25 protein-coding genes are annotated in these 24,410 nt (G+C 45.0%); 11 read left to right on the top strand and 14 right to left on the bottom strand.

The annotated features are described in order from the left end of the window. Window positions 1-42: 42 nt before the first annotated feature. On the top strand, window positions 43-468 hold the full coding sequence (locus H6G17_RS05900) for a CAAD domain-containing protein (protein ID WP_106547809.1): 426 nt from the start codon (window positions 43-45) through the stop codon (window positions 466-468). A gap of 183 nt (window positions 469-651) precedes the next feature. Here the strand turns inward: H6G17_RS05900 and H6G17_RS05895 are convergent, their stop codons facing one another. The 3 genes from H6G17_RS05895 to petH all read right to left on the bottom strand — a co-directional run bounded on the left by H6G17_RS05895 (window position 652) and on the right by petH (window position 4,612). Next, window positions 652-1,644, bottom strand: a complete 993-nt coding sequence (locus H6G17_RS05895) for an S-layer homology domain-containing protein (protein ID WP_192155064.1) — start codon at window positions 1,642-1,644, stop codon at window positions 652-654. Between the two features lie 286 nt (window positions 1,645-1,930). Then, the gene (locus H6G17_RS05890; RefSeq protein WP_192155145.1) at window positions 1,931-3,280 is read right to left on the bottom strand and encodes a homoserine dehydrogenase; all 1,350 of its coding nucleotides are present in this window, start codon (window positions 3,278-3,280) and stop codon (window positions 1,931-1,933) included. A gap of 69 nt (window positions 3,281-3,349) precedes the next feature. Beyond that, window positions 3,350-4,612, bottom strand: coding sequence for a ferredoxin--NADP reductase (gene petH / locus H6G17_RS05885; protein ID WP_192155062.1), 1,263 nt, complete (start codon window positions 4,610-4,612; stop codon window positions 3,350-3,352). Window positions 4,613-5,163: 551 nt separating this feature from the next. On the opposite strand from petH, the gene H6G17_RS05880 reads away from it, so the two are divergent. Beyond that, window positions 5,164-6,174, top strand: coding sequence for a phosphoribulokinase (locus H6G17_RS05880; RefSeq protein ID WP_192155060.1), 1,011 nt, complete (start codon window positions 5,164-5,166; stop codon window positions 6,172-6,174). Window positions 6,175-6,346: 172 nt separating this feature from the next. Next, window positions 6,347-7,738 (top strand): glycoside hydrolase 100 family protein, encoded by a 1,392-nt coding sequence (locus H6G17_RS05875; RefSeq protein ID WP_192155143.1) that lies wholly within the window; start codon window positions 6,347-6,349, stop codon window positions 7,736-7,738. Between the two features lie 115 nt (window positions 7,739-7,853). On the opposite strand, the gene H6G17_RS05870 is transcribed toward H6G17_RS05875, so the two are convergent. Next, complete coding sequence (locus H6G17_RS05870; protein WP_015153061.1) at window positions 7,854-8,354, bottom strand: bifunctional nuclease family protein; 501 nt, start codon at window positions 8,352-8,354, stop codon at window positions 7,854-7,856. 322 nt (window positions 8,355-8,676) lie between these two features. Between H6G17_RS05870 and H6G17_RS05865 the strand changes: the two genes are divergently transcribed. Continuing rightward, complete coding sequence (locus H6G17_RS05865) at window positions 8,677-9,339, top strand: riboflavin synthase (protein WP_192155059.1); 663 nt, start codon at window positions 8,677-8,679, stop codon at window positions 9,337-9,339. A 60-nt stretch (window positions 9,340-9,399) separates the two neighbouring features. Here H6G17_RS05865 and H6G17_RS05860 read toward each other — a convergent pair whose 3' ends face one another. Both H6G17_RS05860 and H6G17_RS05855 read right to left on the bottom strand, forming a co-directional pair. Next, entirely contained in the window at window positions 9,400-10,656 is a 1,257-nt protein-coding gene (locus H6G17_RS05860) for a M23 family metallopeptidase (RefSeq protein ID WP_192155057.1), read from the bottom strand. A gap of 156 nt (window positions 10,657-10,812) precedes the next feature. Further along, window positions 10,813-11,634, bottom strand: a complete 822-nt coding sequence (locus H6G17_RS05855; protein ID WP_242038253.1) for a biotin--[acetyl-CoA-carboxylase] ligase — start codon at window positions 11,632-11,634, stop codon at window positions 10,813-10,815. A 122-nt stretch (window positions 11,635-11,756) separates the two neighbouring features. On the opposite strand from H6G17_RS05855, the gene pgeF reads away from it, so the two are divergent. Beyond that, window positions 11,757-12,596 (top strand): peptidoglycan editing factor PgeF, encoded by an 840-nt coding sequence (pgeF, locus tag H6G17_RS05850; protein ID WP_192155055.1) that lies wholly within the window; start codon window positions 11,757-11,759, stop codon window positions 12,594-12,596. Window positions 12,597-12,664: 68 nt separating this feature from the next. Here pgeF and H6G17_RS05845 read toward each other — a convergent pair whose 3' ends face one another. Next, the gene (locus H6G17_RS05845) at window positions 12,665-12,838 is read right to left on the bottom strand and encodes a DUF4278 domain-containing protein (protein ID WP_192155053.1); all 174 of its coding nucleotides are present in this window, start codon (window positions 12,836-12,838) and stop codon (window positions 12,665-12,667) included. Between the two features lie 167 nt (window positions 12,839-13,005). Then, a complete protein-coding gene (locus tag H6G17_RS05840; RefSeq protein ID WP_192155051.1) occupies window positions 13,006-13,245 on the bottom strand; it encodes a hypothetical protein in 240 nt (79 codons plus the stop codon). Between the two features lie 110 nt (window positions 13,246-13,355). Here H6G17_RS05840 and H6G17_RS05835 point away from each other — a divergent pair, with 110 nt between their 5' ends. The 3 genes from H6G17_RS05835 to H6G17_RS05825 all read left to right on the top strand — a co-directional run bounded on the left by H6G17_RS05835 (window position 13,356) and on the right by H6G17_RS05825 (window position 15,094). Then, entirely contained in the window at window positions 13,356-13,535 is a 180-nt protein-coding gene (locus H6G17_RS05835; RefSeq protein ID WP_192155049.1) for a hypothetical protein, read from the top strand. A 4-nt stretch (window positions 13,536-13,539) separates the two neighbouring features. Beyond that, window positions 13,540-14,664, top strand: a complete 1,125-nt coding sequence (gene bchI, locus H6G17_RS05830) for a magnesium chelatase ATPase subunit I (RefSeq protein WP_192155047.1) — start codon at window positions 13,540-13,542, stop codon at window positions 14,662-14,664. A 133-nt stretch (window positions 14,665-14,797) separates the two neighbouring features. Further along, the gene (locus tag H6G17_RS05825) at window positions 14,798-15,094 is read left to right on the top strand and encodes a hypothetical protein (protein WP_015153068.1); all 297 of its coding nucleotides are present in this window, start codon (window positions 14,798-14,800) and stop codon (window positions 15,092-15,094) included. 20 nt (window positions 15,095-15,114) lie between these two features. On the opposite strand, the gene H6G17_RS05820 is transcribed toward H6G17_RS05825, so the two are convergent. The 5 genes from H6G17_RS05820 to H6G17_RS05795 form a co-directional block, all read right to left on the bottom strand. Beyond that, window positions 15,115-15,534: a DUF309 domain-containing protein gene (locus H6G17_RS05820; RefSeq protein WP_192155045.1), complete on the bottom strand. Its 420-nt coding sequence runs from the start codon at window positions 15,532-15,534 to the stop codon at window positions 15,115-15,117. A 118-nt stretch (window positions 15,535-15,652) separates the two neighbouring features. Then, on the bottom strand, window positions 15,653-16,018 hold the full coding sequence (locus tag H6G17_RS05815; protein ID WP_192155043.1) for a ferredoxin thioredoxin reductase catalytic beta subunit: 366 nt from the start codon (window positions 16,016-16,018) through the stop codon (window positions 15,653-15,655). 220 nt (window positions 16,019-16,238) lie between these two features. After that, a complete protein-coding gene (locus H6G17_RS05805; protein WP_192155038.1) occupies window positions 16,239-16,388 on the bottom strand; it encodes a hypothetical protein in 150 nt (49 codons plus the stop codon). Between the two features lie 59 nt (window positions 16,389-16,447). Then, window positions 16,448-17,107, bottom strand: coding sequence for a phycobilisome degradation protein NblB (gene nblB / locus H6G17_RS05800; protein WP_192155036.1), 660 nt, complete (start codon window positions 17,105-17,107; stop codon window positions 16,448-16,450). Window positions 17,108-17,224: 117 nt separating this feature from the next. Next, entirely contained in the window at window positions 17,225-17,686 is a 462-nt protein-coding gene (locus tag H6G17_RS05795) for a CBS domain-containing protein (RefSeq protein WP_192155034.1), read from the bottom strand. 382 nt (window positions 17,687-18,068) lie between these two features. Between H6G17_RS05795 and H6G17_RS05790 the strand changes: the two genes are divergently transcribed. Both H6G17_RS05790 and H6G17_RS05785 read left to right on the top strand, forming a co-directional pair. Continuing rightward, a complete protein-coding gene (locus tag H6G17_RS05790; RefSeq protein ID WP_192155025.1) occupies window positions 18,069-20,873 on the top strand; it encodes a hybrid sensor histidine kinase/response regulator in 2,805 nt (934 codons plus the stop codon). Then, window positions 20,870-21,922: a diguanylate cyclase gene (locus H6G17_RS05785; RefSeq protein ID WP_192155023.1), complete on the top strand. Its 1,053-nt coding sequence runs from the start codon at window positions 20,870-20,872 to the stop codon at window positions 21,920-21,922. Before H6G17_RS05790 ends, H6G17_RS05785 begins: the two co-directional genes overlap by 4 nt. A 36-nt stretch (window positions 21,923-21,958) precedes the next feature. Here H6G17_RS05785 and H6G17_RS05780 read toward each other — a convergent pair whose 3' ends face one another. Further along, window positions 21,959-22,336, bottom strand: a complete 378-nt coding sequence (locus H6G17_RS05780) for a YggT family protein (protein ID WP_192155013.1) — start codon at window positions 22,334-22,336, stop codon at window positions 21,959-21,961. A 247-nt stretch (window positions 22,337-22,583) separates the two neighbouring features. On the opposite strand from H6G17_RS05780, the gene H6G17_RS05775 reads away from it, so the two are divergent. Continuing rightward, entirely contained in the window at window positions 22,584-24,407 is a 1,824-nt protein-coding gene (locus H6G17_RS05775) for an EAL domain-containing response regulator (protein ID WP_192155012.1), read from the top strand. Window positions 24,408-24,410: the final 3 nt, after the last annotated feature.

Below are 24,410 nucleotides of genomic sequence, written 5' to 3'. Positions count from 1 at the left end.
CAGCGATATTAAAGTAGTCATCATCAAAAACAAGGTAAAACTATGGAATCTCAGATACAACAACAAGAATATACCACCACACCTGAAGGAATGCCAGCTAGCGAACCCGCAGGCACTTTGGCGCTTCCTCCCGCGCCTCAGTCAAATACGCAATTGAAAAAACTCGGCGCTCAAGTCCGAGCCTTTCTGGACGAACTACCAGAATACATTGCCAAGTTTTATAACGAAAACCAAAAGCCAATTACTGTTGCTATCTTGATTGTGGCAGCATTTGTCACTGTTAAAGTCGTTTTGGCAATCTTAGATGCTCTCAATGATATTCCTCTGCTTGCACCAACTTTTGAATTAATCGGGATCGGTTATTCTGCTTGGTTTGTCTATCGTTACCTACTCAAAGTAGAGACACGGGAAGAATTGGGGCAAGAAATTCAAGCTATTACCAGTCAAGTCGTTGGTAGCAAGAAATAGTCCGCAGCAGTAGCGGAGATCTGCATAAAAACACAAACAAATAAAAGCGATCGCCCAATACGATTTGTCTTAGCGCGATCGCTTTTTCAGTTGTCAGTTGACAGTGAAGTGACTGGTGACTAGTGACTGGATGAAGAGTCTAGCCAAAGCGTCACTATCCACTCACCAACTACCAACTACCATTTATTGCTGTTGAACTCCAGCAATATAAGGAGATTGAATCGGATCGAGCCGTCCTGCTTTTACCAAAGCTTGGTAAACGATCGCTGCTACATCAGCACGGGTAGCGTTGCTATTAGGATTGAGCTGTTTTGCATCGGGATAATTTACAGCTAACCCAGCTGTAGTCGCTGCGGCAATTTTCTCTCTGGCATAATTGGGAATTTGGTCTGCATCCACGTACAATTCCTTCAAGACTTGCTCTGGTATAGCAGGTGGTGCGAGGTTTAAGCCACTAGCGAGAGACACTAAAACTTGGGCTTTAGGAATTTCTTGCTGGGGTTGAAATGTATTATCAGGATATCCCCGTAAAAACCCAGTTTGAATGGCACGATTAATCGCTGGAACTCCCCAGAAAGTATCGGGAACATCTATGTATTTAGTCTGGTTATCGACTCCAGGCAATTGATTGAAGGCTTCCTGCAAAATCGCAGCATACTCAGCTCTCGTCACCGGATCGGTGGGTTTGAAATAGCCTCCGGGGAAACCGTTGACGATGCCGCGCTCGGCAAGAGCCGTAATAAATGGATATGCCCAATAATCCGCAGGTACATCTTGAAACTTAACTTGTTCCGCTGGAGATGATTCTGGAGATGCTGGAGTGGTTGGTGTAGTGGGAACGGGGACGATTGCCGGAAATGGAGCTACGGGCTGTCTGCGAGGAGTAGCAGGCGTTTCGGGAGCGATCGCCTCTGGTACGGGACTGGGGAGCGGCGCTAGTTCCGTCCTCGACTCGGGACTAGCTTGCGGCTGGGGAGTCAAAGCCACAGGCGATCGCGCTTCTGGGGCAGTCACCAACGGTAAGATATTGGGAATCTGAAAACCTCGCCCCGAACGAGACAGCGACCAAAATAAGATTCCACCGAGCGCAGCTAAAGCCAGCACGACAGCCAGAAATTCATCAAATCCCAACGGAGTTCTGGAAGACCGAGGATCGGGAGGTGGGGAATTAGTCATTCATTTTCGCCCATCATTTCAATTCCTAATAGGAATTAATATATACCCACCTTCAATCCATGTGTACGATACCACATCTCATGTGATGATTATATTTAATTCATATCGGAATAGATATAACTTATAACATTTAGCGATTACTCTACCTTAAGACCAATTTTTTCAATTAGTTGTTGAGGTGCGGTGCGTGGTGCGTAGGTAATTGGTGGTCTTCTCCCTCAGCTCCCGAGAGCAACCTTGCGCCTCCTCAGCTCTCTTCTCCCTGCTCCCATCTGTCCCTGTTCCCTCACTCTCCGCTCCCCTCTTCCAACACGCGCAAAATACTAGGAATACTATCAATTGCTTCAAGCTGGCGAATTTCTGCTAAAGCTTGATGAAAATCGCCTTCGCGCACGTTGTGGGTGACAACGACGATTTCGGCTAAATGTTTGTGAATTCCCGTCTGCACGACAGATTCTAAGCTGACACCGTGGGAACCGAAACAAGTCCCCAACTTACCAATTACCCCAGGATGGTCTTTGGTGAGGAAGCGGGCGTAAAATCGGGTGACGAGTTCTGACATGGGGGCGATCGCGCAGTAGTCTTGATGAGTGCAAGCGAGTAATGGGTGGAGTGAGGCGCTTTCTGTCTCCAAGTGTCCTGTTTTCAACACAGCAGCAACATTTAAAATATCCGAAACAACGGCGCTAGCGGTTGCTCCTGCCCCTGCCCCAGGACCAAAAAACATCACCTGTCCGAGGGGTTCGGCTTCCACCAAAATTGCGTTGTAGACCCCGTGAATGCTGGCTAAGGGATGCGATTGAGGTATAAGAGTGGGGTGAACGCGGACGGAGAGCAGAGGGGCTGAGGGAGCTGAGGAAGCTGAGGAAGCTGAGGGAGTTTCTCTTTGGGCGATCGCGAGTAATTTGATTGTAAAACCGAGTTTTTGGGCGTAAGCAATATCTGTTTGGCTGACTTGACGAATGCCTTCACAGTAAACATCGGGTAGCTTGATCCTGCCACCGTAAGCTAAGGAAGCGAGAATAGCGATTTTATCGCCAGCATCTAAACCGTCTACATCGGCAGTAGGGTCGGCTTCAGCATATCCGAGTTTTTGTGCGTCTGCCAGTACGTCATCAAAACTAGTCCCTTCGGCTTGCATCCGCGTCAGAATATAGTTTGTCGTACCGTTGACGATACCAGTAATAGCATGAATCCGATTCACACCTAGAGTTTGTTTCAGGGGTTGAATGACTGGAATGCCTCCCCCAACAGCCGCCTCTAGCATGACGTAAACTCCAGCAGCGTTGGCAGCATCAAAAATTTCATTGCCGTAACGGGCAACTACAGCCTTATTCGCCGTGACGACGTGCTTGCGATGAGCGATCGCCTCCATAATCAGCGATCGCGCTGGTTCCAGTCCTCCCAATACCTCAACGACAATCTCTAATTCTGGATCGGTGACAATCGCCTGTAAATCTGTCGTCAATATCCCATCTGGTAGGTTGACCGCACGGGGCTTATCGAGCGATCGGACTCCAACTCGATAAATTTCCAACTCCTGCATTAGAGAATGCCGTCCAGCCCTATCCTGCAATAGCTGAACCGTCCCCGTTCCTACCGTTCCTAATCCTAGTAAACCAACCTTAAAAGCCACAACTTTCCCACTTAGTTCGCCAAAAACAATTGTAGGGTGGGCAATGCCCACCCTACTAGCCACTAGCCACTAATAGGTTTCAACGTGCCAGCGTCCGGCTTTCTTCATCTCTTTCTGATAGTCCGACCACTTGATACCAGATTTAGCCGCCTCCGCTGCTAGTGCTTCGTCGATCCCGCCTTCCATACCTTTTAAACCGCAAATGTAGGTGTGGGTATTTTCTTGCTGGATCAGCTTCCACAGTTCTGCTGCTTGTTCGGCTACTCGGTCTTGAATGTACATTTTGCCACCTTGAGCATTTTTCTGCTCGCGGCTGATGGCATAAGTGAGACGGAAGTTATCGGGATACTGCGCTTGTAACTCTTCTAGTTCTTGCTTGTAAAGGATATTGGGAGTTTGAGGAATACCGAAGATCAACCAAGCAAAACCCTTAAATTGATACTCAGGGTTGGTAGCTTTTTCTTCATCCTTAAACATCCGCCACAGGTAAGCTCTAAACGGAGCAATACCAGTACCCGTTGCCATCATAATAATGTTGGCATTGGGGTCTTCTGGCAGCAACATTTCCTTACCGACGGGTCCGGTGATCTTCACGTCTGCCCCTGCTTCTAAGTGACAGAGGTAAGTCGAGCAAACACCGTAGACCGTCTCGCCTGTTTCAGGGTGCTTGTACTCCAATTGACGCACGCACAGAGAAACGGTTTTGTCATCCATTTTGTCACCGTGACGGGTGGAAGCAATGGAGTATAGCCGTAGCTTTTCCGGCTTACCGTTTTTGTCTTTCCCTGGAGGGATGATGCCGATACTCTGACCTTCTAGGTAACGAAGATCGCCACCGGAAAGATCGAAAATTAAGTGACGAACAGTACCAATTCCGCCTTCGCCAACCAATTCTTCATTGGAAAGACACTTCCCAACAAAAGGAGCATTGGGACGATAGGTATTGACGGGGACATCTGCGTGTTTGGCTTTCTCAGGCTTTGGCTGTGCTTGAGTCATGGGCTTGCCTTTATTTTCTGCTTTTTTTTGCTCTTGTGGTGCAGCTTTTGCTGCTTCTTGTTTTGGAGCCACAGCAGGGGCTTTGCCGTTACCGTTGCCATCAACTGTCAGAAGTTGAATATTGACAATTTTGCCTCCCATACGGGCGATCCGCCGCATTTCTTGGTTCATGCGGTTGTAAGGCACTCTCATATATACGCTGCCACTTTGACGAATCGGGTAGCCCATTTGGTCAGTTGTTTCATTCTGACGTAAGCCCACCACTTCGTATACAAAGACGCGGCTACCAGCTTCGGTGTTGGCGGCTGCATCAGCGGCGTTGGAATTGTACATCGATTAACTCTCTCCGAACCCTACATCACTACTGAAAACTGAAAATTGGTGTTCTAAAACAGCTCTCATGAGAGAAAGATTTCTGCTTCTGCAAAAAAGAGTCGCGAGAAATACTTCCAAAAAGTAGCTGTGATGAACTTTTATTATTCTCACCCGTAAAGGAGCGCCTGGGATGGCAAATTCCTTGCTTAACTCCTCTACCAGACTACAAATTTAGTCACTTGCAGAATGTTAAGAGCGATCGAGTTTTGTTTTTTTTAATAAAAATGTGCAACAAAACCTTAGCATAAGTACTAAGCCACTAGACGATATAGCCCAAAAGTAGCCTTGTAAGGGCGATCCCCTTCTGGTAGGATCTACTATAACAGTAGGACTAAATACTTAGCAGCTCTCAGGCGATTTCTTCCATCGGGAAGCGCGATCGCAACAGCTGGAGCTTGGAGGCAACCCAAGCAATACAAGTTAAGACTACCAGATTAAGTTCCAGGCTACCAAGTAAGCCAAACAAACAACATACAAAAACAGCCCATCTTGTCAGTTAGAGGAAACCTATGATCAGTAAGCCGGATCGCGTGGTTTTGATTGGCGTAGCCGGAGATTCCGGTTGCGGTAAATCCACGTTTTTGCGCCGTTTAACAGATTTGTTTGGAGAAGAGTTAGTCACCGTTATTTGCTTAGATGACTATCACAGCCTGGATCGCAAACAGCGCAAAGAAACAGGAATCACTGCCCTCAATCCCAAGGCAAATAATTTTGACCTAATGTACGAGCAAATCAAAGCTCTGAAAAACGGTCAATCAATTGAAAAGCCGATTTACAACCACGAAACCGGATGCATTGACCCGCCGGAACACATCGAGCCAAATCATATCATTGTAGTTGAGGGCTTGCATCCGCTGTATGACGAACGGGTGCGATCGCTACTTGATTTCAGCGTCTATCTTGACATCAGCAATGAAGTCAAGATCGCTTGGAAAATTCAACGCGACATGGCAGAACGCGGTCATCGCTATGAAGACGTGGTTGCTGCAATTAACTCTCGCAAACCCGATTTTGACGCTTACATCGAGCCGCAAAGAGAATTTGCCGATGTTGTGATTCAGGTGTTGCCAACTAACTTGATCAAAGAAGACAAAGAGCGGAAGGTATTGCGCGTGCGAATGCTGCAAAAAGAAAACGTACACGGCATGACACCAACTTATCTATTCGACGAAGGCTCTACCATTCAGTGGACACCTTGCGGACGTAAGCTGACCTGTTCCTACCCAGGAATGCAAATGTTCTACGGGTCAGACGTTTACTACGGTCAATACGTCTCCGTACTAGAAGTAGATGGGCAATTTGACAACCTAGAGGAAGTTGCTTACATCGAAACTCACCTGAGCAACACCTTTACCAAGTATCAAGGTGAAATGACTCATTTATTGCTCCAACACCGCGAATATCCAGGTTCCAACAACGGAACTGGTTTGTTTCAAGTCCTGACAGGCTTGAAGATGCGGGCAGTATACGAAAGCCTCACCGCCAAAGAAATCAAATTGGCAGTCACGGCAAAAGCCTAGCGTGTGAGCTGAGGGAGCTGAGGGAGCTGAGGGAGCTGAGGGAGAAAAATTACTACCTCTTCCTTGTCTTTCTTTTCCCCTACTCCTTCTTCTATTCCCTGCTCCCTACTCCCTGCTCCCTACTCCCTTTAAAATGGAGGTTGCTCAAAAATTTGCGGGGACTAACTGGTTCATGTATACAGAAAAGGAGCTACTGAGTGAGGCGTGGACGAGACTAGAAGCATCGGTTTTAAAGTTTGAGAATGAACCAATTGGTACGGTAGCTGCTGCAATAGATAAAAGCACCCAACAATTCAATTACGGGCATTGCTTTATTCGCGATTTTGTGCCTTCAGCCATAGCATTTTTGACTAGAGGTCAGGGTGAAATTGTCGCTAATTTTTTACGACAAACCTTGAAGTTACAGATTAATGACAAAAATATCGATGAAGTTAGGGCGCATATGGATGGCGTAAGACCAGGTATAGGTCTAATGCCAGCTAGTTTTGAGATTGTCGAAGAAGAGGGAAAACAAGTTGTCAGAGCCGATTTTGGCGAACGGGCGATCGGCAGAGTGACACCTGTAGATTCTTGTTTATGGTGGCTAATTTTACTGCGGATTTATCAAAGAGCTACAGGCGACCAAGAGTTAGTTCAAGAAGCAGGATTTCAGCGGGGAATTAGGTTAATTCTCAATCTCTACATGCTGAAGCAATTCGATATGTACCCGACGCTGTTAGTTCCCGAAGGGGCATTTATGATTGACCGTCGCATGGGAGTTTACGAGCGTCCGCTAGAAATTCAAGCTCTATTTTACGCGGCTTTACTAGCAGCAGATGAATTGCTGTTACTCAAAAATAAACAGGACATTCATACAGAAATCGAGCAGCGACTGGCAAGATTGAAAACGCACATTCGCGAACATTATTGGCTCGATTTGGATAAAGTGAATGAAATTCATCGCTACGAAAACGAGCAATTTGGCGAAGAAATTTGTAATAAATTTAATATCTACCCAGAGTCTTTAGAAACTTGGGCGATCGATTGGGTTCCTAAAGAAGGGGGTTATCTGGCTGGAAATTTAGGTCCAGGGCGGATGGATTTTCGGTTTTTTGCAATTGGAAATTTGATGTCAGTAATTTGCTCTTTAGCAGATGAAGAGCAATCCCAAAAAATCATGAATCTCATCAGCAAGAGATGGATCGATCTAGTAGGGAATATGCCGATGAAGCTTTGTTTTCCTGCCATAGAAGACAAGGAGTGGGAATTAATTACAGGTTGCGACCCAAAAAATGTGAGTTGGTCTTATCATAATGGGGGTAGTTGGCCCGTTCTGTTATGGTTTTTAGTCGCAGCAGCTTTAAAAGTGGGGAGAAAAAGTGTTGCCGAACGGGGAATTAGAATTGCCGAAAGACGTTGGTGCGAATATAAAGATAAAGATCGCTGGCCTGAATACTACGACGGCAGAAAAGGCAATTTAGTCGGCAAAAAGGCAATGCGCTATCAGACTTGGACGATCGCGGCTTACATTGTCGCTAAAGATTTAATGGAAAACCCGCAGCATTTAGAATGGATTACATTTTGACACTTATCACTTAGCGATCGCTCTTGACTCCTGTAGGGGCGGGTTTTGAACGTAGTATTGCCTGAACTCGTCAATCTTTTGCTAAACCCGCCCCTACGATAACTGGTCACTGATTTCAGCCTGTACGAAACTCGCCACCTCCTTGAATCAAATCTTCTGGTCTAATGTTGGAGAGAAACTCTCGAAAAGCTTTCAGTTCAGCTTCATCTGCTTCGCGATCGACGGGAATTGAAGCATCAGCTACCACTTCCTCCATCACCCAGATCGGGCTATTCAGGCGTAGGGCGATCGCGATCGCATCGCTGGGACGAGCATCAATTTCTTTTTTGACCTCACCCTGGCGGGCGCACAAAACTGCGTAAAACGTCCCATCCTGAATTGAATGAATGACTACTTTTTCCAAGGTCATACCCCAGACCTCTAGAATATTTACTATGAGGTCGTGAGTTAGAGGTCTGGGAGGTTTTTGATTTTCCAAAGCGCCGATAATCGCCTTTGCCTGATCTTGATTGATGTAGATGGGTAATGCTCTACGCTCTTTACCGTCTTTCAACAGCACGATTGGACTGCGGTTGACCGCATCTAAAGCAATGCCAGCGACTTTCATTTCGATCATTTGCGTAGCCTCTAAAACTCTCTAGGCAAAGGGTAATTGGTAGATGGGGTTGAAGGTGTTTGATTCTGTATAGCAAAAATAAACATACTTTATAGCCTTACATAACAACTTTTCCGATCTGCTATCAGCAAAGACAGAGAATTGCCCTTAGTTCTTTGCTGTACGATAGCCTATCCTAAGTATGCCCTGATTGTAAGCTGAATTTATGGATTTAGCGTGAGTAAATTTTGCCAGAATCAGTTGTCTAAATTGCATCCAAGACCGCTCGGATGAGACAAACTAGCTAAACTGGGCAAAATTATCGATTTTTGGGAGAAAAAATGTGTTTACGGGATTAGTCCAAGCTTTGGGTCAAATTCGAGCGCTAGACAACTATTATTATCAGATAACTTGCTCTAGCGACGAGAAAAATTTAATTTTGCCAGATCTCGCGCTCGGGGATAGCGTTGCGGTGGATGGAGTTTGCCTCACGGTCATGGAGATTCTACCCCAAGGATTTATCGCCGCAGCCTCGCCGGAAACCCTCCGCCGTACTACCCTGGGACAGCGCGAAGCTGATGCAGGATATGTCAATCTAGAAACCTCTTTGCGTGTCGGTGGTAAAGTGGGAGGTCATTTTGTCATGGGACACGTAGATGGAACGGGGTGCTTGGAAACGGTAGAAGAAACAGCTACCTCATGGGAAATGAGCTTTACTGCAACAGAAGCGATCGCCCGTTACATCGTTCCCAAAGGTAGTATTGCCATCAACGGTGTCAGCCTTACCATTGCCGATCTCGACCCTACCAGAAATTGGTTTAAAGTCGCCGTCATTCCCCATACATACGATTGCACTAATTTGCGCGATCTCCGCCCTGGCAGTTTGGTTAATTTAGAAGCTGATATTTTAGGCAAATATGTCGAAAAACTGCTGAATTACAACTCTCCCCACTCATCTGTAGAAGAGTTATCGCCAGCATTTTTAGTCGAACACGGGTATTTGTAGCGTGGTGCGTGAAAAGACGCGAGAGCCTATAGGTTTATTCATTCTGACTTCTGACTTCTCCTAACTTCTCACAGGGTTGCGATCGCCACGAAGTGCATTAACTAGCTGGACTACGGCAGATTCTAATTCTGCACCAGGATCGCGGGCAACTAAGCTATCCAAATCGACTTGCTGAATTTCAAAGTTGAATCGAGTACTGCTGGCGCTGGCGACGATCGCTTCGCGAACAGTGGCAGGCATCGCCGTTTCGTGACGATCTGGTTGGGAGTTGGCTAAGCGGATAGCTTTATCCAATCGTGCTAGCCCAGTCTTCAAGTATGCTTCAGGATTGGCAACAATCCAGCCGTTTGCAGTCAACTGTCGGGTCTCGAAGTGGAGGTGAGGACCTGTGGAATTACCCGTACTGCCAACCCGCCCGATGACGGTTCCCTGCGGAATTGTTTCTCCTGGGGAGACAAAAATTTCAGATAAATGACCGTAAAGGGTTTGGAGCGTATTTTTGTTGTGGTTGAGAACGACAGTTAAACCGTAGCCACCGACATAATCGGCAATTTCTACCGTACCTGGATAAGCCGCTAACACTGGCGTTCCCAGGGGCGCACCTATATCTGTACCAGAGTGAAAGCTGAAATCACCAAACAGAGGATGGACGCGCCCGCCAAAAACTGAGGTGACGGGAGAGGGAACTGTCAGTGGAAACATGAAATTTCCCTGTCCTTGGGCTTCGGGATCGCGGTATTGATAGCTGAGAACGCTACGCTGGGTTTTCAAGTTGGTCGCCACGCGAAAGCCTTCAGCAGTAATATCGATCGGTCCAAGCTGAATTGGTCTGATGCCGTTGGCAACCGAGTGGCGATCGAGCGGGGCGACGCTTCTACTAAAGTTTCTAGAACGAGCTAGTTGTCTCATCCGCTGCTGGCGGAGGCTGGGACGACAAAGGCTACTCAAACCAGGTCTAGCAACAGCCCGACAACCAGATATTCTGGATTTTAATACTATTGAGCTTGGTGCTTCGTAGCCAGTGGTAGCACCGAGGCTGTATCCTGTGGGGTCGATGTACGCACCACTGGGATCTGGAGCAGGATTATCAGGCAAGTTAGCCGATCGCCTGACAGGTGAAGTGTCTAGCTTTTGTCTCAGTTTTTGCCATCTCTCCGGTTTTACCGATTTTGAATTGACTTGTAGGTTGGGGCTGGGAGAGGTATCCAATGAATTGTCGATCGCCCCTTCCGACTGAGCCAAGACTAAGTTGCCACCAAGCAAGCTAGAAATACTAATAAAACTGATAAGAAATATATGTTTGGAGTTAGTAGGCATAGTAACTGGTAATTAGTAGTTAGTCATTTGTCATTTGTGAGTGGCTAGTGGCTGGTGACTAGTGGCTAGTGGCTGGTGACTAGCCACTAGTCACTCTCTACTGCTCCCTATTACTTTCTTACGATACAAACGAAATATTTATGCTTTGTCAAACAATTAGCCATCATAACCCAGACTCACAGCACCAGGGGGGAGATAAATTTCTGAATTGGGGTTGAAATTGTATGAGTGAGAGTCAAGCCTGACTCGTAATTCGCCGCGATCGCTAATACCAACTACAACGCCGTTTTGTCCTTCTACGGTGATGCGCTGTCCCATATTTATAAATAGTTTGTGGTAAGACGGCAGAAGAGGATCGATTCCCCCTGGGGAGCAAAACTTGTAACCGGAAATTGTGCCTTGTAGTGTCACAGCCGCTAATGTTTCTAGGCAGTCAATTGCAGCCAACGGTTGTTGAGATAAGAAAGATTGCAAACCGATCCCTGTAGCTGGGACAGGGTTAGCCCAGTTAATCCCGACTCCGACTACAGCATGAATAATTTTTTCATGTCTCACTTTTGTTTCTGTCAGAATCCCACCCAGTTTACGTCCTAGCAAAATTAGGTCGTTGTGCCATTTCAATTTTACGGGAACACCGCGATCGCCCAAAGCCGTTGCAATGCCCCAAGCAGTTGCTAAAGTCAATTGATAGCCGCAGTTAACTGGTAAGTTTGGCTTTAGGACTACAGATAAGTATAAACCTCCTGCTGGCGAAGCCCACTGTCGTCCCCATTGTCCCCGTCCAGCTGTTTGTCGTTCGGCAATGATGACCGTTCCTGGTTTTGCCCCCTGCGCGATCGCATCCCAGGCTTTCTGGTTGGTCGAGGGTAGACTCTTGTAGACTTCTACAGCAAAATCCGCTTCTGCTACCATTGGAGCAAGAATTGCTAATAGCTTTTGTCTGTCTAGTGTCACGCTGGCAAGTGCAAACTGTGTCAATTAAGTTAGCATTAATTTGCTGAAAATAAACCTGTCATGCTGTGCTTTTACAGTAGATGGCAATTTGGCTAATTTAGTTTCATTTTGTTGACTAATTGTTTGCTAATTTTTAGATTTAATCCATGCATACTTGGGATTGGCGCGGTTGCGAAGGTTTTCTCTATCTATCCTGTAGCTTGTTAGAAGCATTTCCCCACGGTTTTTTTACGCGACATTTTCATCCTCATGCTCCCCACGACTTGACCTCAGCTTTACACCCAGAAGCCGAGGCTTATCGCGTCAAGCAGGTACATGGGAATGTTGTCGTCACTCCATCTGAGATCGGAGAGTCGGCAGTCGGGAGTCGGGAGTCGGGAGTCGCAGAAGACGATAAGGAAGACAAGGCAGAAGCAGCAATTCTAGCCACTCACTCTAATCCTCTCACAGAGGCAGATGGATTGCTCACAGAACAGCCGCTACAGGCAGTTTGGGTAGCGAGTGCCGATTGTACGCCTGTATTAATTGCCGATCGCCATACCGGACAAGTTGCAGCCGTTCATGCAGGCTGGCGGGGAACGGCGATGAAAATTGTGCCGCAAGCGATCGCTCGTTTGCAAGCACAAGGTAGCAAAATTCAAGATTTGCGCGTCGCTTTGGGTCCAGCGATCGCGGGTAGTGTCTATCAGGTTTCTCAACAGGTAGCAGCTGAAGTTGGAGCTAGCATCACTGCAACTGAAGCCAAAACCGAAATTCTCGACTTTTTAACTGAAATACCCAACTCCCCTTTATTACCCGACTCTCATCCCGAGAGAGTCCGGTTGGATATCCGGCGCGTTATTACCTTGCAATTAGAGCAATTGGGTATTAGTCCCGAACAAGTGGCGATCGCTCCTCATTGTACCTACCAAGAACCAGAACGTTTCTTTTCCTATCGTCGCGACAAACAGAAAAAAGTTCAATGGTCGGGAATTATTAGCCAATAAGTAAGTCAAAAGTTAAAAGTCAAAACTAACTATTCACCAATGACACATGACCAATGACCAATGACTAATTAATATGCTAACCCCCGATATTTCAATTTTTGAGTAAGTTGGGGGGCGATCGCTTGTGTGGTTGGACGAGAACCGAAGCTGACACCTCGATATTTTCCTGCTACTTGCTTAGTAGCTACTTGAGCTGATTGATTAGATTTGGTGTAAGCTAAACCACGATAAGAAAGCTGCATTTGTTGTTTCTCCTTTAGGTAATATGTGTTTGACGAACGTGTAAATAAAACAAATTTGAATGCAGTAGATTCCTTGCTAAAGTTGATTTCTGAAAAATTTTTGAACGCGATATAAATATTGGAAAATTGCAAGAAATTTAGTGGCAAGAATTACCGTTGTCTTACTCTTAACTACCTCTTGATAATTCTGAATTTCGGATTTGAAGGTATGAATTTTTGTGACTAGCCGCAAGTTGAAAGCGCCAATTCATTGCCCGTGGCTGTACGTACTCTGGGAAAGGGCGCGGCGTGGGTTCAAATTTTTGTCCAGGAGGATGAAACCGCCAGTTTAAAGCGTGGGGTTTGATGTAGGGTTGGATAGCAGCAGGTGTATAATCGTAAATTTGAGCGCGGTAGATGAGAAACACTCTGTTACCGATTTCTATCTCTTACGCGCAGCTTGATGTTTATCCTCGGGTTTGTCAGCAGATAGCCTGCCTGTATCTCATGCAGTCCGACACGAGAAATCTGCTGAGGAATGTCACGAGTTACGCTCCACAAAACCGTTACATTTGTCATTTGGGCGAATTCTATTCGCCTGCTGCAAGCTCTAGCACTGCATAACGTGTTACTGGCATTACTGCATTATGTGTCAATGGTGGCACTGCATTATGTGGCAAAATTAAAGACGGTGTTAAGAAAAAACTTTAATAGGTAATCCCGTGACAACTGCTACCGCTGCTCGTCGTGTCGTGTTTCCTTTCACCGCTATTGTGGGTCAGGACGAAATGAAACTCGCCCTTTTACTCAACATTATTGACCCGAAAATTGGCGGGGTAATGATCATGGGCGATCGCGGTACTGGCAAATCCACCACGATCCGCGCTTTAGCTGACCTATTGCCAGAGATTGAAGTTGTGGCGGACGATCCATTTAACAGCCATCCTAGCGATCCTGACTTGATGGGAGATGCAGCACGGCAAAAATTAGAACAAGGTGTAGAAATTCCCGTCGCTCAGAAAAAAATTACTATGGTCGATCTGCCATTGGGAGCGACAGAAGACCGAGTTTGCGGCACGATTGATATTGAGAAAGCTTTATCTGAAGGTGTCAAAGCTTTTGAACCAGGACTGCTGGCAAAGGCAAATCGCGGTATTCTCTACGTCGATGAAGTTAACTTACTTGACGATCACCTTGTAGACGTATTGCTAGACTCCGCCGCCAGTGGTTGGAATACTGTAGAACGGGAAGGCATTTCGATCCGTCACCCCGCCCGTTTCGTTCTCGTTGGTTCTGGCAACCCAGAAGAAGGTGAATTACGCCCTCAACTACTCGATCGCTTCGGAATGCACGCGGAAATTCATACTGTAAAAGAACCAGCCTTGCGGGTACAAATTGTGGAACAAAGGTCGGATTTCGACCAAAACCCACTGCAATTTTCTGACAAATATCAGCCACAGCAACAAGCTTTACAACAACAGCTGATGAAGGCTCAAGAGTTGTTACCTTCAGTACAAATGGATTACGATCTGCGGGTAAAAATTTCTGAAGTTTGCTCCGAACTCGATGTTGATGGCTTGCGGGGTGACATTGTAACCAACCGCGCAGCTAAAGCGATCGCGGCGTTTGAAGGTCGTACTGAAGTCACAGTAGATGATATTCGTCGTGTGATTACTCTATGCCTGCGTCACAGACTGCGGAAAGACCCCTTAGAGGCGATCGATTCTGGCTATAAAGTAGACAAGGCATTTAGCCGCGTGTTTGGCATTGAACCAGCGACGGATGAAATGCCAGAAAAAACAGCGCAAGCTAATGGTATTGGACAAGCAAGCGGACGCTATCGCTAGCCTTAAATTCTTCATGTTGGAGCATTTTGACTTTTGTACGGGCGGGTTTGAACCGCAGAATTACTTGTTCTAGAGCAGGTCTGCCTAAAAAAACCGCCCCTACGACTTTTGAACTTTGACTTTTGACTTGCGTATGAGAATTTGGCTAATTTGGTGGAACACTCTAGTTTTTTCTTGTCAGCACAATCCACCCCAGCTGATCGAAATGCTGATGTTATTGTTGGCAACGATGTTATTGGGGACTTGGCTAATTTCACCCCATTGGTCTTATCAAGCATTAGCCTGGAGTTACTTAATCGGGGTATCGGCTTCCATGTGGATACGTGAAGCGATCGCCCCTACCTACCAAGCGCGTCCCACCCAAGTTATTGCCGTACTGTTATTTATCCTCAGCCTCTACGGTTTTGCTGACTTGTTTCAATACTTGTAGAAGTGAGTAGTCAAGTCTTCCTACAAAATCTCTGACTCAGCTGGTACGATTTTTGGCAGGGGCAAGGTAGAAGTTTCTGTTGCGATCGCATCTTTACCCAATTGCCAAGTACCCACCTTTTCTACACCCGCTTGTTGTAGTGTTTTTAATAAATCGGCGCTAGAAATTATCAATTCATCAACATCAATCCCGCTATAAGCACTAGGATACCTGTCTAGCCGCTTAATGCCTTCTCCTAATAAAATGACTGCCCCGTGCCAATTGTTATTACCCAGATGATAAAGCCCTACAGCAACTTGTAAAACTCCCTGGTAGAAAGTTTTTTCCGGTTCGGTTGCTTCCATCCATAAGGCTTCTAAGGTATCGTGACAGGCGTAGAACTGCCCTTGATTGAACTGTTCTACACCCTGCCAAAACTCCTCTGGTTCCTCTTGATTCAAGATTTTATACCTCACACGCAATTGTTAAATCGGGGCGGGTTTGTCTACTTTTTCTAATGGAAGTAGAGATTTTTGGTGAACCCACCCCTACAATTCCGAATTCCGAATTCCGAATTCTCTATCCCATGCCTTCTCGTACGGTTTTGATGTATTCTAAATCGATGTCCTGTTGTTCTCCAGCAAAGTCGTTGTCTGGAGTTAAGAACAGCATACAGTGACACTCTTTACGTTCGCGCATTGGTACACAAGGGCAATTCCAGAAAGTTGCGTGAACTTCTGCTTCCTTATCTTCATAATGGCGACAGGGACATAAAGGCGCACCAAGATCGTCTTTGTGTTTGGCAAGCCCTTCTACCACTACAGCTGTCACGGAAGGATCGGCGCAAAAATATGTTCCCGTGCGCTTGGCGTAAGTCTGGGAGAACTGCCACATTGCCTCTAGGCTTTTCTCAGTTGATAGAGCGTTGTTTTCTGTCGGGTTCATAACATTTCTTGACGAAACTTTAAGTTTTGTTTACAAGAGCTGAAGCATTGTTTCTAGCATTTTAACAACATAGATGTTGCAAAAGTGAATATAAGTCGTAAGCCAGTAACACAGCTATCTGATGCTTGCAGAGTCCGCCCCAATCATAGGGGCAAGTACAATCAGCACTGACAATTCCCTGTTTGCCCAATTTGATGCGCGGCTGGTAAAGTTCGGAACCTTAACAATCTGCCCACAATACTAAATCTTGACGCATCGGGTTGAGAATTCTGCCTTGGCGATAATAGCGATCGCCACGCTGAAAACTTTGCTCTGTCGCTAGTTTGCGAATTTCTGCTTCAGTCAGACGAGGTAGAGTCGCGATCGCCATATGCTTTACCTCCCAGGTTAGATTTTGAGTGTCAAGCAAGTACGTTTGAGCAAATTTGACTACAAACTATTTTTTGCTTCCTGGGATACAGCTTCAACTTCGTCTTTGGCTAATTGTTCGATCAGAGTCCGAGCTTGTTCGCCGCCCAATTTAGCTAAAGCTTGCACGACGCGATAGCGAATTTGCCAATCGGGGTTGGTAGCAAAAGGAACTAGTAATTCTATTGCTTGCGGATTGCCTAAATCTCCCAGAGAGCTAATTGCCGCAGTTTTATCTAACTCGCTACCCGATTCCAATGCTTCTTTTAATAAGTCAAAAGAGCGCGGATCGCCTAATTCGCCCAGAGTTGCAATAATACTAAACCGCACTAACCACTCGGGCGTACTGTGATAGACTTGCGCTAAATCTGCAAACGCATCAGTTAACTTCAGCGCTCCCAGACAGTCAGCCGCAGCAGCTTGTACGTCTGGTTCGGGGTCGTTGAGCAGGCGATCGCGCAATATATTTAAACTAGTATTTAAATCTTGTCCTCCCAAAGTGTCCAACTGACTCACTGCCGAGTAGCGCACTCTGGCGTTGGGGTCATCAATTGCCTTGAGCGCCAACTCCAGGGCAACTCCTTTATCTTCCAATTCGCGAACTTGATTCATCGCCCGCAAGCGATCGCCCAAATCCTGCGAATCGAGTAATTGCTTTACCGATTCTGGACTAACAGCCATTTTGAATTTGTTATTTGTATTTGGTAATTTGTATTTACTCTTACCATTTTTTAGGGGCAAGAAGTTACAAGTCGGAAGTCAGGAGGCAAAAGTCGGAATTACCTGGTCACTGACTCCCTACTCGCTGGCTGCTAAGTCGCGCACGATATCGCCGCGAGTCAAAATTCCAATTACCTTACCGCTAGGATCGACGACGGGCAAACGCGGGATCTTGCGATCGTGCATGAGTTGCGCTGCATCTCGCAATGGTTTATCAGGAGCAACGGTAATCAAATCCTGAGTCATTACCTCTCCCACCGTTTGCCCTAAAGCTTTATGCAAATCTCGTTCGTATTGAGCCGGATTTTTTAGGAAAATCACGCTATCAAGAAACATGATGTAAGCCGGAGGAGTGACCCCCGTTTCTTGCCACATCAGATCTGTCTCTGAAATCGTACCGATCAACTTGCCTGTATCGTCTATTACAGGTAAACCACTAATACGCTTTTCTGCCAAAAGCTTAATTGCATCATGCAGTGAAGTTTCTGAACGCACTACAATTGGGTCGCGGGTCATGACATCGGCAACAGTCTTAGGCATTTACAAACAGCTCTCTTTTGCAAAATCCTCTAAGTTTATTTTAGAGGGTAAGGGATAAGTCAAAATTCAAAATTCACGCATTCAAAATTGAGAAATCTAAAGATGACTCCTTACGACTTCCTCTGTAGAAGGTGAAGACGCACTGGATCTGTAATATGCCATGATTTCCAGTTACTTTTTCCTCATGACTGTATATTTCAGCTTGAATTTTAGGCAATCTAAATTAGCAATTATTGCTCCAGAACGTCCGCCGCTATACGTTCGGTCGTGATGTTAGGTCAAGCGAATAAAAGAACTATCAATTAACGAGTCATTATGGTACTACTAATATATCAAAATTTGCTCTACATAAAGATGTAACTTTACCAAAATACCAAAAATTATGGTATCTTCGTCAGCTACTTCAACTACTACCAAAGCTGTCCGAAAACTTCCCTTGCGCGCGATTTTGATTGTTCCCTTCGTGTTACAAATCTTTGCAGCAGTGGGAGTGACGGGATACCTATCTTTACGTAACGGACAAAGATCGGTCAACGACCTTGCGACTCAACTGCGCCAACAGGCGATCGCTCGCGTCAGTCAGCATCTTGATAGCTACCTAGCACTGCCACATCAGATTAACCAACTTAATGCTAGGGCGATCGAACAAAGTCTGATTAATCCTAAAGATCTCCGTAGTTTTGGACGCTACTTTTGGAAGCAAATGCGCGTGTTTCCAACATTTGGCTACATTAACTATGGCAATCCTCAAGGAGATTTTATTGGGATTAATCGCGAACCTGATAATAGTTTACGAATGGATTTTATCGAGCAAGCATATCTCGGTAGATATTACGGCTATGCCACAGATAGTCAGGGCAATCCTACGAAACGAATTATGGTCGATGAATTCGATTTCCGTAAAGATAGCTGGTATACTGATGCAGTGAAAATTGGTCGTCCGTTATGGAGCGAAATCTATAACTGGGATGACGATCCTGCCATTATTTCCATTTCTGCTAGCTATCCACTTTACAACAAAGACCGCTCTTTATTGGGTGTCATTGGCATCGATTTAGTCTTATCTCAAATTCATAGTTTTTTGCGTCAAATTAAGATTAGCCCTCAAGCCAAAATTTTTATCCTCGAACGCGATGGAATGCTGGTTGCCGCTTCTAGTAACGAGAAATTTTATACCTTAATTAATGGAGAAGCAAAACGAATTAAAGCTTCGTCTAGTAAAGATTCTAATATTAAAGTTACAACGAAATATTTAATTCAAAAATTTGGTAGTTTAGCTCGCATTCAGCACAGTCAAAAACTCGATTTAGAGATTGTCGGACAAAAAACTTTTGCTCAAGTTACGCCGTGGAAAGATGCTTACGGTTTAGATTGGCTAATTGTGGTCATAGTCCCAGAATCTGATTTCATGGGACAGATTAACGCTAACACGCGCACGACCATTTTATTATGTTTACTTGCATTAGGATTTGCAACAATTTTAGGACTCTATACTTCGCATTGGATTACTCGTCCGATCCATAAGTTAGTGCAAGCTTCTGAAGACATTGCAGATGGCAATCTCGAGCGCCAAGTAGAAGTCTTTTCTGTTAACGAACTAGGAATATTAGGACAGTCTTTCAACCGCATGGCACAGCAACTACGCGAGTCTTTTACGACTCTAGAACAAACTAACGAACAACTAGAAAATCGAGTAGAAGAACGTACTGCTCAACTTGCTAGTGCTAAAGAGCAAGCAGAGGTTGCCAATCAAGCAAAGACAGAATTTCTTTCTAACATGAGTCACGAACTACGGACTCCCCTGAATGGAATTTTAGGTTACGCTCAAATTCTCCAGCGCGATCGCAATTTGACGACTCGGCAAATAGACGGTTTAGGTATAATCTATCGCAGTGGCAATCATCTTTTAACCCTCATTGAAGATATTTTAGATCTTGCCAAAATCGAAGCTCGTAAAATGGAACTCTATCCTAGTGAATTTCATTTACAGCATTTTTTAGAAAGCATTACTGGCTTAGTTAGAATGAGGGCATTAGAAAAAGATATTAGATTTAAATTGGAAATTCAAACCGAATTACAAACTGGAGTTCAAGCAGATGAAAAACGTCTGCGTCAAATATTAATTAATCTTTTAGGTAATGCTGTAAAATTTACCGATCGCGGACAAGTTACCCTGCGCGTTGCTATTAGTCATCCGTCATCAGTCATTGGCACACAACTAAAACAAATGACAAATGATGAAGGACAAATGACTATTCGATTTGAAATCATCGACACAGGTATCGGGATAACTCCAGAACAATTAACCAGGCTTTTTCGTCCTTTTGAGCAATTTGGCGATCGCAAACAACGGCAGAGTGGTACGGGTTTAGGGTTAGCAATTAGTTATCAACTTGTAGCATTAATGGGAAGCAAACTTCATGTCGAGAGTGAATTAGGTAAAGGCTCCACTTTTTGGTTTGAAGTCAACTTGCCAGTAACAGAATTTTGCCTAAAAATACAACCAAAGCGATCGCATCCAGTTCAAGGGTATATTGGACGAAAATACAAACTGTTAGTTGCGGACGACAAGCAAGAAAATCGTTTAGTTTTGCTGAATCTACTAGAGCCATTAGGCTTTGAAGTGATTCTGGTAGAAAACGGACAACAGGCAGTCGATCTCGCCCGAGAAATTCGTCCCGACTTGATCTTAACGGATTTGGTCATGCCAGTGAAAAACGGCTTTGAAGCCATCAAAGAAATTCGGCAAGTTCCAGAAATTCAAAATACACCGATCGTGGCAGTTTCTGCTAGCGTTTTTGATATGGATAAGCAGAAGTGTCAAATTGCTGGTTGCGAGGCTTTTTTACCTAAACCAATTAAAGAAGAAATTTTATTAGATTTGTTACAGCAATATTTACATTTAGAGTGGGTTTACGAAGAAGTCGTAGACGATCGCGAAAACCTTTCTTCTGCTCGTACCGATGAGAAGTTAGTCATACCTCCAGTTACAGAAATGGAGGTATTATACGAATTAGCCATGTTAGGCAGTATGCGAAAAATTCGCGATCGCGCTATTTATTTGGAGGAGTTAGATCCTCAATATCTCCCTTTTGCTCATAAACTGAAAGAATTAGCTCAAGGATTTCAAGAAAAAGCAATTGTGGCTTTAGTCGAACAATACTTGCACCAGGAAGAAAATAAATGAGTGCAATTGCTACAGATACCACAGAAATCGCGTTAAACAACTCCACAATTCTCATTATTGACGATAATCCGACAAATTTGGGAGTAGTTGTCGATCGTTTAGAAGCGAGTGGTTTTGTAGTGTTAGTTGCCCGAGATGGGGAAAGTGGGATTAAGCGCACAAAATTTGCTCGTCCCCACCTTGTATTACTAGACGTACTGATGCCAGGAACGGATGGGTTTGAAATCTGTCGTCGTTTGAAAGCCGATGTCACGACAAAAGATATTCCAGTCATTTTCATGACGGCACTTTCGAGTACGGAAGACAAGGTGAAAGGATTTGCCATTGGTGCGGTAGACTTTATCACGAAACCGATTCACAGAGAAGAACTCTTAGCCCGCGTTACTACCCACTTACGGATTCAAGCGCTGACACAACAACTACAGCGACAAAATCAACAGCTACAACAACAAGCTTGGGAACTCAAACAGGCACAAGAAGCCGCTGAAGTTGCCTATCGCGAACTTCAACGCCTAGCTAATTTGGATAGTTTAACTCAAATCGCCAACCGTCGCCGCTTTGACGAATATCTCAATCTAGAGTGGCGGCGGATGTTACGAGAGCAAACCCCCCTCTCGTTAATTCTGTGCGATATCGATTACTTTAAGCATTACAACGACTGCTACGGACATCAAGCGGGAGATGATTGCTTGAGACAGATTGCCCAGGCGATCGCTCGCACCCTCAATCGCCCAGGAGATTTAGTAGCGCGTTATGGCGGCGAAGAATTTGCCATTATCTTATCCAACACACCAGTACTAGGAGCGGTGCAAATTGCTGAGCTAGTTCTAGCAGGAATCGCTCAACTCAAAATTCCTCATGCTCAATCAGAAGTTAGCACCCACGTTACTGTCAGCTTAGGAATCAGCAGTCAAATTCCTCAAGCTAATTGTCTTCCTCATATCCTCATTACTGCTGCCGATCGCGCTCTCTATCATGCTAAAAAAGTGGGACGCGATCGCTATTGCGTCTATTCAGTCAGCAGAGAGCGCACGAGCAGTTATCAGTGACCAGTTCTAAGTTACTTACGACTTACGACTTACGACTTATTCTGTCCTACTGCCAATTAACCAAACTAATCTTCCTACTAACCAACCAAGAATTGCGTAAGCTGCAATTGCCACGAGCGCGTTAATTTCAAACACCTGGGAATTGCCAAACTTTGGCGTACCAAATAGGTTGGCAACTGGAGCGTAAAAAGGCTCGGAGAGATTATAGATAAATTGAGCGAATGTATTATCTGGATTCGCCCCAAACAGCCGCAAAATCATTCGTAACAACAGCAGCATCCCCAGCGCTCCGGCGAGGAAGTAAATAATTTGTACCAGTTTGCTGACAGTAGCATTACGGCTAGCCAGCGTCACTCGCCGTTCTGCTTCACGTAGCCGAATTTCTTCATGCCTCTGTCGGTCGTCATCCCTCATTTGCTCCTACCTGTACCTTGCGATCGCGATTTTCTTTGTCAGTTGATTTTAATTTTAAAAAAATTATCCAAGTCTCAAGGGTGAAACAAATCCGTATTTTTCAAATCTTCATCGAATTCTTCATTGTACACATACCTAAATTACTCTTGCTTAAGTCACGATAAAAGTACGACTGTCAAAAATTTAGTTATTTTTCTATCCTCAAAGTTAACCGCTAATAGCTAGCTAATCATAGCTATTTCCTGCAATGATCGATATAAATCAGAGGTCTTCTATTTTAATTGTTGACGACAGCCCGCTCAATGTTAAAGGTTTGTTTAAAATCTTACACCACTCTGGGTTTATAGTTTCTGTTGCAAACAGCGGTGAAAATGCTTTATTGGAAATCAAAAATACATTACCAGATCTAATTTTATTAGACGTAGTAATGGTAGGAATGAATGGCTTTGAAACTTGTCGTCATCTCAAAGCCAATCCAACAACTCAAGATATTCCAGTTATTTTTATTAGTGCTTTAGATGAAGCAACCAATAAAGCCGAATGCTTTGCAGTTGGCGGAGTTGATTACATTACCAAACCCTTTGCAGCCGAGGAAGTGTTAGCGCGAGTCAAGCATCAATTGGCATTGCGTGCAGCCAAAATAGAAATCGAACGGCTGAATCAAGAACTAGAAGCAAGAGTTCGCCAGCGAACGCTGCAACTAGAGGCAGTCAACCGACAGTTGCAACAAGAAATTAGCGATCGCCATCAAGTACAAGAGCAGTTAGTTTACAGTGCTTTGCACGATGCCTTAACCCATCTCCCCAACCGTACCTTATTGATGGAACGCTTGGAAATGGCGTTACAACGGGTAAAACGATATCCAGACCATTTATTTGCCGTTTTATTTATCGACTTAGACCGCTTCAAAACGATCAACGACAGTTTAGGGCATCAGGTAGGCGATCGATTGCTATTGGCGATCGCCCATCAGCTACAACAACTCGTTCGCTCCACAGATACAGTTGCTCGCTTAGGCGGAGATGAGTTTATCATTCTCCTCGACCCCATTCAAGATATTAATGATGCGATTCGAGTTGCCGAGCGAATTCACACCCAATTGCGATCGCCACTGCAACTGGCAAGCAGAGAAGTATTTATCGGTGCTAGTATCGGTATCGCTGCGAGTGCAGCTCACTATCAACAAGGCTCAGAGCTGCTGAGAGATGCAGATATAGCCATGTACCGTGCTAAGGAGCAAGGTAAAGCGCGGTATGAAATTTTCGACCGAGCTATGTATGCTGAAGCGATCCACAAACTGCAAATTGAAAACGATCTGCGTCAAGCAGCAGTCGGACGAGAGTTTCACCTCAATTACCAGCCAATTGTCTCTTTAGATACAGGTAGAATTATCGGTTTTGAAGCGCTACTACGCTGGCTGCATCCCGAACGGGGTTTGATTTCTCCGTCCCAGTTTATCCCGATTGCTGAAGAAACTGGATTAGTTGTTCCGATTGGTGAATGGGTGCTTTTCACAGCTTGCAGCCAAATGAAACAATGGCAAACTAAATTTTCTCATCCACCTGCCAAAATCAGCGTTAACCTCTCGCTGCAACAATTGCGAGAACCCGATTTTCTGGAGAAGATAGACCGCATCTTAGCCGAGACGGGAATTGCCGGCGAGAGTCTCAATTTAGAACTGACCGAAAGTATGCTCATGGACAACGTGGAAGAATTAATCTTCGTTCTCGGACAACTGCGGGCGAGAAATATTCGCCTAAGTATTGACGACTTCGGTACGGGTTATTCTTCTCTCAGTTATTTACACCGTTTTCCAATTGATTATTTAAAAGTAGACCGAGCTTTTATCAGTGGAATTGGAGCTGGTGGCAAATCTCGTCAGATTGCAGCCACAATTATTTCCCTAGCTCACCAGTTAGGAATTAAAGCGATCGCCGAAGGCGTGGAAACTCCAACTCATTTACAACACTTACATGCATTAGATTGTGAAGAAGCACAGGGATATTTATTTTCTAAACCCCTAGATTTAGCAGCCGCAGAGTCTTTAATTTTAACCAATCCTCAGTGGTGAGTT

This window comes from Chroococcidiopsis sp. [FACHB-1243] (genome assembly GCF_014696895.1).
Classification (GTDB): domain Bacteria; phylum Cyanobacteriota; class Cyanobacteriia; order Cyanobacteriales; family Chroococcidiopsidaceae; genus Chroococcidiopsis.
Note: the sequence above shows the minus strand (reverse complement) of the source record. Positions and strands in the feature narration are given on the sequence as shown.